The sequence below is a fragment of the Rhodocaloribacter sp. genome (genome assembly GCF_056451265.1).
Window position 1 is genome coordinate 196,368 of the sequence record NZ_JBWOPL010000035.1, and the last position, 13,693, is coordinate 210,060.

Genomic DNA, 13,693 nt, shown 5'->3' on the forward strand with positions numbered 1-13,693 from the left:
CAGACATGTTTGAACCCTTCGAGCGGTACCGCCCGATCATCGACGACTGGGAGGCTTTCACGGAAGCGCTCGCCCGTCCGTTGCCGGTATGCGTATGGACGAACACGCTCCGGACGACCCCCGGGACGCTGGTCGAGATGCTGCGGGCCGCGGGATGCGTCCCCGAGCCGATCGCATGGCATCCCGGCGCATTCCGCCTTCAGCAGGGAGCGACAGCGGCCCATCTCCCATCGTACCTTGCCGGACTTTTCCACATCCAGGAAGAGGTCTCCATGCTCCCGGCGATGCTCCTCGCCCCGCGTCCCGGCGCGCGCGTGCTCGACCTGTGCGCCGCGCCCGGAAACAAGACCGCCGAACTCGCCGTGGCGATGCGGAATGCGGGAACCGTCGTCGCGAATGACCTGAGCCGGGGCCGCCTGAACGTCCTTCGCACGACGGTCGACCGTCTCGGGTTGCTCAACGTCAGCGTCACGCGTCACGACGCCGCCGCCTTCCCCGAGGCAAGCGGCGGCTTCGACCGGGTGCTCCTCGACGCTCCGTGCTCGTGCGAGGGGACGGCGCGCAAACATCCCCGCGTCGTCGCGCAGTCGAGCCGGGCGAACAGCCTCCGTATGAGCCGGATACAGACGCGGATGCTCGCCCGCGCCCTCCGGCGGTGCCGCCCCGGCGGACGCCTCGTGTATGCCACGTGCACCTTCGCCCCGGAGGAGAACGAGCGCGTCGTCACCGAGACGCTCCGGACCTTCGGCGACGCCGTCCGGCTGCTCCCCGCCTCCGTTCCCGGCTTTCACACCACGCCGGGCCTCACCGCATGGGAAGGCGAGACGTTCCCCGACGACCTCCGCCACGCCCTTCGCATCTGGCCGCATCACAACGACACCGGGGGCTTTTTCGTGGCCGTCCTCGAAAAAGCTCCCGACGCCGACGTCCCGGCTCCCGACCCGCCGCCTACGCTCCCCGGCGCGATCGCTCCCGGCGAAGTCCTCGCCTCGCTCGAAGCGCGTTTCGGCTTTCCCCGCGCGGTCTTCGAGGAGTGCGCCTTCTTCCGCCCCAACGACAAATACATTTCCGTCGTCGCGCGGGCTCACCGCCCCCCCGCAAAACCTTCGCCGGACATGACGGGGATGTATTTCCTCAAGACGGCGCTCCGGCATCCGAAGCTGACCACGCAGGCGGCGATGCATTTCGGCCACGCCGCCACACGAAACGTCGTCATGCTCGGCGCGGAGCAACTCGGGGCCTATCTCGACCGGCGGGAGGTGCGGCTCACGGCCACGGAAGCGGCGCGGTGCGAAGGGTTCGGATACGTGCTCGTCCGGCATCGCGGCCACACGTACGGCGTCGGGCTGTTTCGTCCCGAGGGTGCGGGCGGGCGTATGGAGAGCCTCTTCCCGAAGACGTGGGCGGGCGTGCACCGAAAGCCGGGACCGGCTACTGGAGGCGGAAGCGGAACGTGATGACGCCCGTCTGAGGCTCCTGAGGCGCGTTCGGCGGGAGCGGGTTGAAGCGCCAGCGGAGGAGTGCGTCCATGACGGCGCGTTCGAGCGCGGGGCTGCCCTTGAGGAGCGGGATCCGCCGCACGATGCGCCCCTGCGGATCCACGGTGATGCGCACGCTGATGACGGCGTTCCGCTGTTCGGCGTACACCGGGAGCGCCGTGCTCACCGGGACGCGGTTCAGCCCTTCGATCTGAAACGGCGCGGTCTTCGTCTCGTCGGCCGCCTCACCCGGGTCGCCGTCCTCCGCACCCGTCGAGCCGTCCTCGGCGCCTCCGCCCAGGGGCTTCACCGGCTCGGGCTCCGGCTCGGGCTCCGGCTCGGCGACCTCCTCCGGGTTGTTCTGCGCCTCGGGCGCGATGGTCTCCGCCTCGGGGGTGTCCACGACCTCCTCATCGACGATGGGCTCCGGCTGATCCGGGAGATCCACCGGCTTGACGTCCTCGGGGGGAGCGGCGGCGGGCGGCTCTTCGGCCTCCGGCTCCGGCGCTTCCGGCTCCTCCGCCGGCGCCGGGCGCGTCTCTACGGCGCGCTCGACCGGACGCCCCTGCGCGAGCGGACCGAAGTCCACTTCGATGAAACCGATCGGTTGTTCGTCGGCTGCCGCCACCGTGATGACCGATAAGGCCAGCACGAGAAGCGCGTGCACGCCGAGGCTGACCCCCAGCGCTACCCAGTCGTTCTTCTTCATGGCCGATTTTGACTTCATGAGCCGTCTCGCTCCCGAATGCCGTCGCAGTCTCCCTTACGTGGGATAAAAGAAGGAATCGCCTTCCTCCGGAAAACCTGCAAGAATCTCTCCGGGGGCATACCCGTCTCCCGCGCGTTTGCTCCCATTGCCCTCCGCAACCGTCGCTTTTCAGATCCGAAACGCGGGCGTCCTTCGCCGGGAAGCCGCGGCCCTGTTTCGAATCCTCCCGCCTCCCTCGTCAACCCTCAGAAAGCGCCGTCCGTGCCGACCGGAACGCTGCCGAGATGCTCTCCTCATAGGGGGGGCGGAGGACGCCGCGCTCGGTCACGATGGCTGTGACGAGCTCCGCGGGCGTGACGTCGAAGGCGGGATTGTAGACGGCGACGCCTGACGGAGCGGTCTGTCGTCCGAAGCCATGGGTGACCTCTCGGGGGTCGCGCTCCTCGATCACGATGTCCGCGCCCGAGGGGGTCCGGCGGTCGATGGTCGAGAGGGGCGCGGAGACGTAGAACGGAAGTCCGTGGGCCCGGGCGAGGACGGCGAGCGCGTACGTCCCGATCTTGTTCGCCACATCGCCGTTGGCGGCGATACGGTCGGCCCCGACGATCACGGCGTCCACCCGGCCCTCGCGCATGACGTGCCCGGCCATGGAGTCGGTGATGACGGTGGCGGGCACGCCGGCGCGCATCAGCTCCCACGCGGTGATGCGGCTTCCCTGCAAGAGCGGCCTCGTCTCGTCCACGTAGGCGCGCAGCCGCCGTCCATGCTCTCGCGCGAGGAGCAGCGGCGCGAGCGCCGTCCCATAGCCGGACGTGGCCACCCCTCCGGCGTGGCAATGGGTGAGCACCGTCATCCCGTCTTCGAAGAGCGAGAGCCCGTAGGCGCCGAGCTTCCGCCCGGCCTCGCGATCCTCCCGCTCGATGGCGCGCGCCTCTTCGAGCAGCCGCGCCCGCAGCTCCGCCTGCGACGCCTTCGGCGCATCCGCCACGACGGCCCGCATCCGGTCGAGCGCCCAGAACAGGTTCACCGCCGTGGGCCGCGTCCCGGCCAGCAAGTCGGCGGCCTCGAGCGCCACCGGATGCGGCGGCGCATAGTCGCCTTCACAGAGCGCGAGCACGACCCCGTACGCCGCGGCCACCCCGATGGCCGGCGCCCCCCGCACCCGCAGCATCCGAATCGCCTCGGCCATCGCCTGCGGCGTCTCGATGGGGAGCCAGACCTCCTCGACGGGCAAAAGCGTCTGGTCGAGGAGATCGACGCGTCCGGCGTCGTCGTTCCAGTGGAGCGGGGGAATCATCATGGGGCGTTGAGGGCTGCTGGTGGAGATCGTTGGTGGGGCATCGGGCCATCGCGCCGCCGGGAGAGGCTAGCGTTCCCGGATCCTCACGACGGTCGAGTCGGCTTCGCGTTCCCGTCCGGGGCCTGGAGCGTTCGAGGTCCATCGCTCCCGGATGACGTACCGGGGGCGCGCCTTCACCTCGTCATAAACGCGGGCCAGGTACGAACCCACCACGCCGAGGAAAAAAAGCTGAAGCCCCCCGAAGAAGAAGGCCACGAAGATGATCGAGGTCCAGCCGGGGATGGTGTTGTGAAAAACGTACTTTGCCAGGAGCACCCATACCAGGCCCACGACCGAGAGCATCGCCACGCCGACGCCGATCCGGACGGCATAGCGGAGCGGGCGGCTCGAGAAGGAGGCGATGCCGTCGAGTGCGAGTTGCATGGCCTTTCGGATGGGATACTTGCTCGTTCCCGCCGCGCGCGCGGGCCGGACGTATTCGACCCCGATCTGGTTGAAGCCGAGCCACGCAATGAGGCCCCGCACGTACGGCTGTTGTTCTTCCATCTGCCGATAAGCGTCGAGCACCGGGCGTGAGACGAGCCGGAAGTCGCCCGCGTCGAGGGGCGCGTCGATGTCCGTGATGCGCTGAAAGAAGCGGTAGAAGAGGCGCGCCGTGGTGCGTTTGAGGAAGTCGTCGCCTTCCCGTTCGCGGCGGACGCCGTACACCACGTCGTACCCCTCGCGCCATCGCGCGATCATCTCCTCGACCACCGAGAGGGGGTCCTGAAGGTCGCCGTCGAGGATCACGGCGGCGTCCGCGGTGACGAAGTTCATCCCCGCCGTGATCGCGAGTTGATGCCCGAAGTTGCGCGAGAAGCGAAGCAAGAGATAGCCGGGCCGCCCCTCGGTCAGCGCCCGGACGCGCTCCGCCGTGCCGTCCGTGCTCCCGTCGTCGATGAAGACCACCTCCGTGACTTCCGGGTGCGTCCGCCGGAACGCCTCGATCTCCCGAAAGAGCATCGGGAAAACTTCCTCCTCATTGTAGAGCGGGATGACGAAAGCGACCGCCTCCCGCTTCTGTTTCGTTTCCTCGGGTCGCATGGCGCTCGTGCGTTGGTTTCCGCGACGGTGTTCGGTGGACGGCCAGACAATATACCATCGCGGCGCGAGAAAGGCGGCGTCGGAAATACCTGTCAGGCATCCCCGGCGACCCCATGCCCGCCGATCAGCCGGGCCGGTTTCCCGTCCATGCTTGCAATTATCGGCCTCGCCCTGTTGATAAGAGCTCTTACCGCCGTATGGGCCAGAGATGCCTGGTGGTCTTCCTTACGGGTCCAGAGTTCCGTGATCAGGATCTCGTGTTCATCGGAAAGGGACTGCTGAACCAGGTATAGTTCACACCCTTTCATCGATGCGACGATGTGAGACGCCTGCAACATGAGGTCAGCCAACTCGGCTCCTTTCCCCGGCACAGAAGTTAGAACCGCTTGCATACCAAATTTCACAGGGTCTTCCATCCTTTTATCTGAGATGCGGTATGTGTCGAAGAGCACACGGCCCTGCGCCTGAGATACCTTCCCGGCGCCGGGTCATCCGGTGCGGGCATTATTCGGAAGCTTCCCCGGAATCCGGGCGTTCGAGGCGGAGGCGGAGGGAGATACGGTGCGAGAAGCCGATTCGCACGTTTGATCCCAACTTATGCCGCCAGAGCAGGAATCTTCGTCACCGAAAATGAACTCAGGTCCGCTCGTTCGCTCGCGCGTTCGATGGTCATGCCGATCACATGGCCTTCGGCGTCGAAGTCAAAAACAACGTCGGGCGCCACTTCCGCGGCATCCACGCTCGGACCCGGGCGAAGCGCAATGTAGAGGGTATCTGTATCGGGGAAATACTCAAACGTCATGACTCTTCCGGTTTGAATGATCGATCCGGGAAGGCATTGTGCAGCGTCTCACCGTCGGACAGGGTTACGACGCGTAAGTGCTTGCCGTGTTCGGGGAAGAAGCGCCAGTAACGGATACGGCCATCCGGCTGCACTTCGGTCGCCTCCGGCTCCTGGACCGTCTGTTCGCACCAATCAAGCCGAATGTAAGGACGCCCCGAGAGCACACGCCGCTTGAAGTATTCCGTCTGCTTCATGCGAGAAAGATACGCCCAGACAGTTACATTCGCTCGTGGGTGCGACCAACCCCTTGAAACCTGTCTTAGCCCAGGGTGGGTGACAGATACCCCGGGCGCCTATCTCAAGCCCCGCACCCAACAAGATACAAAAAATCACTCCGACGCTTCCCCGGAATCCGGGCGTTCGAGGCGGAGGCGGAGGGAGATACGGTGCGAGAAGCCGAGGTCGGAGCTCAGCCCGGCGAAGTCCCCGAAGCCGTAGTCGATGCTGAGTTGCTTCAGGTTCAGTCCCGTGCCCACCGACGGGGTGAGGCTGATTCCGTTGTTCGAGAGGACGCGGTTGACCCCGCCCCGGAACGCGAGCACGCCCTTATAACTGAACTCCGCCCCGAAGCGCGGGTGAAACGAGACGTCGCCGGCATTGAGGACGAAGGCGTTCTGCCCGTCGAAGGCGAGGTCCACGTCGAAGCCGAGCGTGAGCGTATTGTCGAGGCCCACGGGGAGGATGAGCCCCGAGCCGAAGCGCGCCACGGGGAGCACGAGCTCGGTTCCCCCTTCGGGCAGCGCATCGCCGAAGACCTCCTCGATGTTGCTCAATTCCCCCGCATTGATGCTCCAGCTCTGAAGCATCGTCGAGACGTCCTGCACGTTGAGCCCGAGCACGACGTGATCGCCGCGATACTGCACGCCGACGTCGAAGCTGTAGCCCCAGGCGTTCGCGAAGTCGCCGATGTTTCTCCGGATCACCTTGCCGGTGACGCCGAACGAGAAGCGCTCGTTCAGGGCCCGCGCATAGCTCATGTAGAACGCGAAGTCGGCGGCGGAAAAGGTGCGGAAGAACTGATCGGGGTTGGGGCGCGGCTGGTTGCGCTCCGGATCCCAGGCGTCGAGCGTATTCTTGATGTCGTTGACGCCGCTGCGGAAGAACGAGAAGCCGATGGTCGAGCGCGCGTTGATGGGAAAGGCGGCGCTTCCGTAATCGAACGAGACGACGCCCGCGAAGCGCTCGGCGTGCATGTACGCGATCTCGGGCGCGAGCATCCGGCTCAGCCCCGCCGGGTTCCAGTAACCCGCCGTGACGTCGTTCGCCACGGCCACGTAAGCCCCGCCCATGCCGAGCGCGCGCGCGCCGACGCCGCCCGCGAGGAAGTCCGCACCGTATTTGGCCACCTTCTGCCCGTGGGCTCCGGAGATCGCGAATGTGGAGAGGAAAAGCGCCCCCGCGAGCGCCATGCACACGGTTCTTCCCGAAATGCGACGAGGTTGATCGGCGTTCATGGCCATTGCCCCTGGTTTCAGCTTGACGCGCGAACCCCTCCGGACAGCCCCGGACGGGTTTGCGTGATCCGTTAATTTACGTATCGGTTCGTACCGGTTCGGGTCAAGGGCAAAACATTCGGGTGAAGGGAAAGGCGAGCGGGGATGATGATAGTACACCGCGCGGGGCCCGGCAACCCATGAGGCATCCGCATTATCGGAGATAGCCCGGAAAAGGGCAATGCCTTTCGGCAGCGCCTCGCGCCGTGGAGCGAAACCATATGACCTTCGGAAGCACATGTTCCTACCCGCGCCGCCGGCGTCACCCCTCCCGCTGCCGGCTCTTTCTCCGCAGGCGCGCCCCGAAGGCGCCGTCGATGCCGTGACGCGGGGGGAATGTGGCGAAAAACCCTTCGGGGGTCACCATCTCGTCCGGCACATAGCCCTGCGCGGATTCGAGGGCGAAATCGGGACGGCGGGCAAGAAACGCGGTGATGCGGTCCTCGTTCTCCTCCGGCTCGATGGTGCACGTGCCATAGACGAGCAGCCCTCCGCGGCGCACGAGACGAGCGGCAGCGTCGAGGAGTTCATCCTGAAGGGCCGTCAGTTCGGCGATCTCTTCGGGGGTTCTTCGCCAGCGGAGGTCGGCGCGCTTGGCGAGGACGCCGAGGCCGGAGCACGGCGCGTCGAGGAGGATGCGGTGGCCGGTGGGCGCGTCGGCGCGGGCGGCCAGCGTGCGGAGGTCGGCCACTTCGGTGTGAAGGATCGCCGGACCGGCCTCTCGGGCGGCGTCGGAGAGCAACCGAAGCCGGGCCTCGTTCACGTCGAAGGCCAGCACCCGACCCATCCCCGCCATCCGCTCGGCGGCATATCGCGCCTTTCCGCCCGGCGCGGCGCACACGTCGAGCACCGTCTCGCCGGGATGCGGGTCGAGAAGACGGACGACGAGCCCGGCGCTCTCGTCCTGCACCGCCACACGCCCGTCGGCGAGGAGACCCGCGCGGAGCACGGGCTGAAGAGCGCGCACCCGCACGAAATCGTCGAGGTACGGGGAGGGCTCCCACGCCACCCCGCGCGCATCGAGCTCGGCAAGCACCGCCGAACGGTCGGCCCGCGCGGTGATCCGCAGGCCGAAGAGGGGCCGCGCGTTGTTCCACGTCAGGAGCGCGACGGTCTCCGTCTCTCCGTATCGGGCCACCCACCGGCGGACCATCCACGTCGGGTGCGAATGCCGGAGGGCGAGGTCCTCGACGGGATCGCCGGTCTCCGGCTCGGGCAGCCGATCCATGCGCCGCACCATCGCACGGAGGATGCCGTTGACCAGCCGCCCCGCCCCCGGACGCACCATCCTTTTCGCCAGTTCGACCGCCTCGTTCAGAGACGCATGGGGCGGCGTATGGAGAAAAAGGAGGTCGTAGGCGGCGATGCGGAGGATTTGCCGAAGGGTAGGCTCCATCTTCTCATAATCCCCCCGGTAGAAATGCGCGATGAGGAAGTCGAGCCATCGTCGCCACCGCGTCACGCCGAAGACGTACTCGGTAGCCTGCCGCTCGGTGCGGGGATCGCTCCCGGCATCGACGACGCCCGACACCCCCACATACGCCCCTCCCACCTCGATGCGGTCGAGTTGACGCACGGCGAGGGCGCGTGCGCTTGCGGGCGGTTCCGGCGTTCGAGATCTTGCGTTCAAGGGGCTTCGGAGACAGGCGGCGTGGCGGGAAACGGATTCAGTAAACCCACGGGATCAGGCGCTTCGTCCGGCGGCGATACGCGGCATATGCCTCAAACTGCTCGGACAACAGATGTTCCTCGTACCGCACCTTGAGGATAAGGTCGAGCGCCAGGAGCGCCCAGACGCCAAGACGGACGAAAGAGAAGTCGCCCCACACGAGAGCGAGCGTGGTCAGAAGCACAGAGGTATACATGGGATGTCGGACCCAGCGATACGGCCCGCTCACGCGAAGCTCGGCGTCCGGGCGCACGTCCGGGCGCACGTTGAAGCGCCCGAGGCGCATGACCGCGACGGCGTACAGCCCGAGCGCCACCCCGACGACGAGCGCCAGACGCGGCCCCCACGCGTCCGGCCAGACCCGCCCCGTCGCCAGAAGGAAAAGGATGCACCCGAACTGCACCACCACAAACCCGTACGATTTGATTTGATGGTTCATCACAATGCCCGTCAATGGATCTCCGACCGGAGTCGGGGATGACTCGTTTCCGAAGCGTATACGGGTAACAAACACGTGCCGCCCGGCGCCCTCACGCCCATGGCCGAAGCTTCCATCCGGTGGACCCCCGCTCCACCGACGTCGGCGCTCGCAAGGGTGCGGTCGAGCAGTGCTTTTCCGGCCCTCTAAAGCAGTTCGAGGGTCTCCTCCACCACCCGTTCCACAGTGAGCCCGTAGTGCTCGAAAATCTCTCTGTAAGGCGCGGAAGCCCCGAAGCGGTTCACCCCGATGACACGCCCCTTCGGCCCGACGTACCGGTCCCATCCGAGCGTGACGCCCGCCTCCACGGCCACGCGCGCTTCCACTTCGGGCGGAAAGATCGCCTCCCGGTAATCGCGAGGCTCGCGTTCGAACAGTTCCCACGACGGCATGCTCACGACGCGGATCTTCTTCCCGAGCGGGCGCAGACGTTCCGCCGCACCGAGCGCCAGAGACACCTCGCTTCCGGTGGCCATGAGGATGGCGTCGGGGACGCCGTCGTCGTCCGAGAGCACGTATGCGCCTCGGTGGAGGCCGGCGGCGGGCGCGAGCTGCGAGCGATCGAGCACGGGCGCCTTCTGCCGCGTGAGCGCGAGGGCCGTCGGACCGTCCGTGCGGAGCATCGCCGCGCGCCACGCTTCGGCGGTTTCGGCGGCGTCGGCGGGACGGATGAACGTCATCTTCGGAATGGCCCGGAGCGCGAGGTAATGCTCGACGGGCTGATGCGTCGGCCCGTCCTCGCCGAGGCCGATGGAGTCGTGCGTATAGACGTAGATCACCGGCAGCCCCATGAGCGCGCTCAGCCGAACGGCGGGGCGCATGTAGTCGCTGAAGACGAGGAACGTGGCGCAATACGTGCGAAGCCCTCCGTGAAGGGTCATGCCGTTGCAGATCGCCGCCATCGCGTGTTCGCGCACGCCGAAGTGGAAGTACCCACCGCCGGGCCGTACGCGCGACTGCGAGACCCGCCCCTCGATAAACGTATTGTTCGAGGGGGTCAGGTCCGCCGAGCCGCCGACGAGGTTCTCCATCTTCCGCCCGATGGCGTTGAGCACCGCCCCGCTCGCCTTCCGGGTCGCCACTTCCTCGCCGGGGAGAAACACGGGGAAGTCGGCGTCCCATCCTTCGGGAAGCGTCCCTTCAAGCCAGTCGTTGAACCGTTTCGCCAGGTCGGGGTGCGCCGCTTCGTACCGTTCCATCATCACCTCCCACTGCGCCTGCGCGTCCCCGCCTCGCACGACGGCCCGCCGCATGTGGATGTGGACGTCTTCGGGCACATAGAACGTCTGGTCTTCGGGCCACCCGAGCCGCCGCTTCGTGAGGCGGACCTCCTCTTCGCCGAGCGGAGCGCCGTGCGCGGCAGCGGTGTCCTGTTTGTGCGGACTGCCGTAGCCGATGTGCGTCCGCACCGCGATGAGCGAGGGCCGCTCCGTCTCTGCCCGCGCCGCTTCGAGCGCCGCCGTGATCGCCTCGAGATCGTTGCCGTCGGCCACCGTCAGCACGTGCCAGCCGTATGCCTCGAAGCGCCCCGGCACATCCTCGGAAAAGGCGAGCGACGTGTCTCCGTCGATGGAGATGTGGTTGTCGTCGTACAGATAGATCAGCTTGCCGAGGCCGAGGTGTCCGGCGAGCGAGGCGGCTTCGTGCGAGAGGCCCTCCATGAGGTCGCCGTCGGACACGATGCCGTACGTATGATGATCGACGACCGGGAAGCCGTCACGGTTGAAATGCGCGGCGAGGTATCGTTCGGCGATGGCCATCCCGACGCCGTTGGCGAAGCCCTGCCCGAGCGGCCCGGTGGTCGTCTCCACGCCGGGCGTATGCCCGTATTCCGGATGGCCGGGCGTCCTCGATCCCCACTGACGAAAGCGCATGAGTTCCTCCATCGGCAGGTCGTAGCCCGTCAGGTGCAGCAGCGCGTAGAGGAGCATCGAGCCGTGCCCGGCCGAGAGGACGAAGCGGTCCCGGTCCGGCCATCCGGGATCGTGGGGATTGTGCTTGAGGAAGCGATCCCAGAGCACGTATGCCATCGGCGCAGCCCCCATCGGCATGCCGGGGTGCCCGCTGTGAGCCTTCTCCACCGCATCGACGGCGAGAAAACGAATGGTGTTGATGCAGCGTTGGTCGAGATTAGTCGTTGAAGCTTCGGGAACAGTGGAAACGTCGGAGGACATGGCAAATCGGGCTGTCGGGAAGGAGACTCTCGGGCCATACCGTGCGCCGGCATGACGACGCCCAACATACAAACGACGGCGCGAGGGTTGCCCGGCGGCGGGTGATAAATTTTTGGGAAAAGAGGCTCGCCCTCCGGGGGCACGACCGCACGCGGCACACCGTTCTCACGGGCCGGCGTCGGCTTCGGCGGCTTCGCGGATCAGTTCAGAGAGGCAACGCTCCGATCGTGAAGCGGCGTCAACCACGCGTCCGTTGATCAGCACCGTGGGCACGCCGCGAATGCCGAGGGCGCGGAGGTCCTCGCGGATGCTCCGTACCTGGTCGAGGTGCGCCCCTTGCTCGACGCTCGCCTGAAAACGGTCCGGGTCGAGCCCGAGTTCGGCGGCAATCTCGCGAAGCGCCCGCATGTCAAGCCCGCCCTTGCGCTGACGGGCGAACTGCGCGTCGATCATCTCGAAATACTTCCCCTCCTGCGCCGCCACGTACAACCCCTCGACCTGAAGCATCGAATAGGGAAAGACGAGATACGGCACGAAATAGAACTTCGCCCGATCCTTGTTCTCCTCGACGACCCGCTTCATGATCGGGTGCAACGCCTTGCAATGCGGGCAACTCGGATCGAAGAACTCGATGACCGTGACCGGCGCATCCCTCCGGCCCTGAAAGGGGTCGGCGATACTGATGAAGCGTTCATAATCCTCCACGACGGGCGCGTCCGGCTTGTACCGGCACGCACCCGGCGCGGGCGTCTCCGTGGTCGCCCGAACGCCGGGGGTCTCCACCGCCGCCACGGGTGCGGCGCTCGCCGTTGCAGGCGGCGGCAGGCTCTTGAAATACGCCACGTCGGCGACGATCAGGAGCACGAACGCCATCGCGAGACCGGAATACAGCCGGGACTCTCCCTTCAGCCGGGCGCGCACGTCGCCGGTGAGACCGGGCGGACGCTTCACGAGGGCGAAAACCTGCACGCCGAAGAGCGTGGCGGCAATCAGCGCCGAGATCATGCAAAGGAGACAAAACTCACCAATCTGCACGTATTGCACGAAAAAGAGATAGGCGGAATAGAGGAAGCCGAACGTGATGAGCACCGCCCGGGCCTGTTTGATCTTGACCCGAAGCGCATCTTCGACGAGCAGGACGGCAGCTCCCATCCACGCGACGAACAGGTAATAGAGCAATCCCCACACGATGTTCGAGACCCCGAAGAGTTTTCCGGCCTCACTCCCGACCACGGCTTCGCAATCGAAGGTGGGCGAGGGCTCCGAAAAGCCCAGGCACCCCCGGTCGAAGCCACGTCCCGTCTGAAGCCAGAGGTGCACGACGACGAGGATGCCGAGCAGCCCGAGCACGAAGAGCAGGCGGTCGAGCGCGGGCTGGTACGCGACGAACCGATCCGCGAACGGCCGGCTGCCGAAGGCGTCCGGGGAAGCGGTGTCTTTCTTTTTTGCGACCATGGGGTTTCGGGGCTGGTGCAGGCGTTCCGTCGTCCCTCCGGGGCGGGATCGGTCGGACGCCCGGTTGAATTCGTGTGAGTTCGTTAAGATAAAGAAACAAATCCCCGGCCGAAAGCGATGTTTCCCGTCCCCTGACGCTCCGTTGACGCCGCAACCCACAGACGCCATGTCCGTTGCTCTCGCCCCGTCCGCGCCCTGTGCCCCCGCGCTCCTCGCGAAGGCGGAGGTTCCCCGTCTGTATACGTGGATTGCTCCGGGGCACGACCTCCTGGCCGCCCTCGTCGCCTCGCGCGCCCGCCGCCGCGCCCTCGACGTCGCCCGCGTGCGCAGCGGTGAAGCGGTCCTCGAAGTGGGAGTCGGCACGGGCCTCTCGTTCCGCGAGCTCCTCCGCCTGAACCCGGACGGACGCCTCGCCGGCGTGGATCTCACCCCCGCCATGCTCCGCCGCGCCCGGCGACGCGCCGCCCGCGCCGCTCACCCCTGCTGCGACCTGCGCCTCGGGGACGCATACGCACTCGACTTCCCCGACGGTGCGTTCGACCTTGTTCTCACGGGATACATGATCGACCTTCTCCCCCGTCCGGATTTCACGCGTGTGCTGCGCGAGTTTCACCGGGTCCTGCGCCCGGGCGGACGTCTGGTCTCGTTCCACATGACCGCCGGGCGGAACCGGCGACAGCGTCTCTGGGAGCGCCTGTACCGGCTTCACCCCATCTTTCTGGGCGGGTGCCGGAGCATCCATCTCTCCTCCTACGCAGAGGAGGCCGGGTTCGTGGAGGTGAGCCGCTCGTTCGTGAGCCAGTGCGGCTTCCCCTCGGAGGTCGTCTCGGGCCGAAAGGCGGTATGAACAACGCCCCCCAAAAGGGCCGTCTCCTTGCGCCGGAGGAACGGTAGACCTTCCGTTTATGGAATCTTCCGTCAAGATGAGGGGGCATGGGAAAGCGAGACCTCGTTTTTTCTTCCGGGATGCCTACCTTGTTTGTTTCCACGCGTGAGCGCTTGCGAAGCGG

General features: G+C 66.6%; 13 protein-coding genes. 2 read left to right on the forward strand and 11 right to left on the reverse strand.

Annotation, left to right across the window (positions count from 1 at the left end; translation table 11 throughout):
- Positions 1-5: 5 nt before the first annotated feature.
- Entirely contained in the window at positions 6-1,457 is a 1,452-nt protein-coding gene (locus AC1HIY_RS05730) for an RsmB/NOP family class I SAM-dependent RNA methyltransferase (RefSeq protein ID WP_479575752.1), read from the forward strand.
- On the opposite strand, the gene AC1HIY_RS05735 is transcribed toward AC1HIY_RS05730, so the two are convergent.
- From AC1HIY_RS05735 to AC1HIY_RS05785, 11 genes are all read right to left on the reverse strand, one after another.
- On the reverse strand, positions 1,432-2,205 hold the full coding sequence (locus tag AC1HIY_RS05735; RefSeq protein ID WP_479575753.1) for an energy transducer TonB family protein: 774 nt from the start codon (positions 2,203-2,205) through the stop codon (positions 1,432-1,434). The genes AC1HIY_RS05730 and AC1HIY_RS05735 overlap by 26 nt on opposite strands.
- Before the next feature lie 220 nt (positions 2,206-2,425).
- Positions 2,426-3,484 carry an S-methyl-5-thioribose-1-phosphate isomerase gene (gene mtnA / locus AC1HIY_RS05740; RefSeq protein ID WP_479575829.1) on the reverse strand — a complete coding sequence of 353 codons (1,059 nt, stop codon included), beginning with the start codon at positions 3,482-3,484 and terminating at the stop codon, positions 2,426-2,428.
- Between the two features lie 69 nt (positions 3,485-3,553).
- A complete protein-coding gene (locus tag AC1HIY_RS05745; protein WP_479575754.1) occupies positions 3,554-4,570 on the reverse strand; it encodes a glycosyltransferase family 2 protein in 1,017 nt (338 codons plus the stop codon).
- A 92-nt stretch (positions 4,571-4,662) separates the two neighbouring features.
- Complete coding sequence (locus AC1HIY_RS05750) at positions 4,663-5,022, reverse strand: antibiotic biosynthesis monooxygenase family protein (protein WP_479575755.1); 360 nt, start codon at positions 5,020-5,022, stop codon at positions 4,663-4,665.
- A 143-nt stretch (positions 5,023-5,165) separates the two neighbouring features.
- Positions 5,166-5,372, reverse strand: a complete 207-nt coding sequence (locus AC1HIY_RS05755; protein WP_479575756.1) for a DUF2283 domain-containing protein — start codon at positions 5,370-5,372, stop codon at positions 5,166-5,168.
- Positions 5,369-5,608, reverse strand: a complete 240-nt coding sequence (locus AC1HIY_RS05760; protein WP_479575757.1) for a hypothetical protein — start codon at positions 5,606-5,608, stop codon at positions 5,369-5,371. The genes AC1HIY_RS05755 and AC1HIY_RS05760 overlap by 4 nt, the downstream gene beginning before the upstream one ends.
- Positions 5,609-5,743: 135 nt before the next feature.
- Entirely contained in the window at positions 5,744-6,868 is a 1,125-nt protein-coding gene (locus AC1HIY_RS05765; RefSeq protein WP_479575758.1) for a PorV/PorQ family protein, read from the reverse strand.
- Positions 6,869-7,169: 301 nt separating this feature from the next.
- Positions 7,170-8,537 carry a 16S rRNA (cytosine(967)-C(5))-methyltransferase RsmB gene (gene rsmB / locus AC1HIY_RS05770; protein WP_479575759.1) on the reverse strand — a complete coding sequence of 456 codons (1,368 nt, stop codon included), beginning with the start codon at positions 8,535-8,537 and terminating at the stop codon, positions 7,170-7,172.
- 37 nt (positions 8,538-8,574) lie between these two features.
- On the reverse strand, positions 8,575-9,015 hold the full coding sequence (locus tag AC1HIY_RS05775; RefSeq protein ID WP_479575760.1) for a methyltransferase family protein: 441 nt from the start codon (positions 9,013-9,015) through the stop codon (positions 8,575-8,577).
- A gap of 185 nt (positions 9,016-9,200) precedes the next feature.
- The gene (tkt, locus tag AC1HIY_RS05780) at positions 9,201-11,228 is read right to left on the reverse strand and encodes a transketolase (RefSeq protein ID WP_479575761.1); all 2,028 of its coding nucleotides are present in this window, start codon (positions 11,226-11,228) and stop codon (positions 9,201-9,203) included.
- A 165-nt stretch (positions 11,229-11,393) separates the two neighbouring features.
- Positions 11,394-12,683, reverse strand: coding sequence for a thioredoxin domain-containing protein (locus AC1HIY_RS05785; RefSeq protein WP_479575762.1), 1,290 nt, complete (start codon positions 12,681-12,683; stop codon positions 11,394-11,396).
- A 166-nt stretch (positions 12,684-12,849) separates the two neighbouring features.
- Here AC1HIY_RS05785 and AC1HIY_RS05790 point away from each other — a divergent pair, with 166 nt between their 5' ends.
- Complete coding sequence (locus tag AC1HIY_RS05790) at positions 12,850-13,530, forward strand: class I SAM-dependent methyltransferase (protein WP_479575763.1); 681 nt, start codon at positions 12,850-12,852, stop codon at positions 13,528-13,530.
- Positions 13,531-13,693 lie beyond the last annotated feature (163 nt).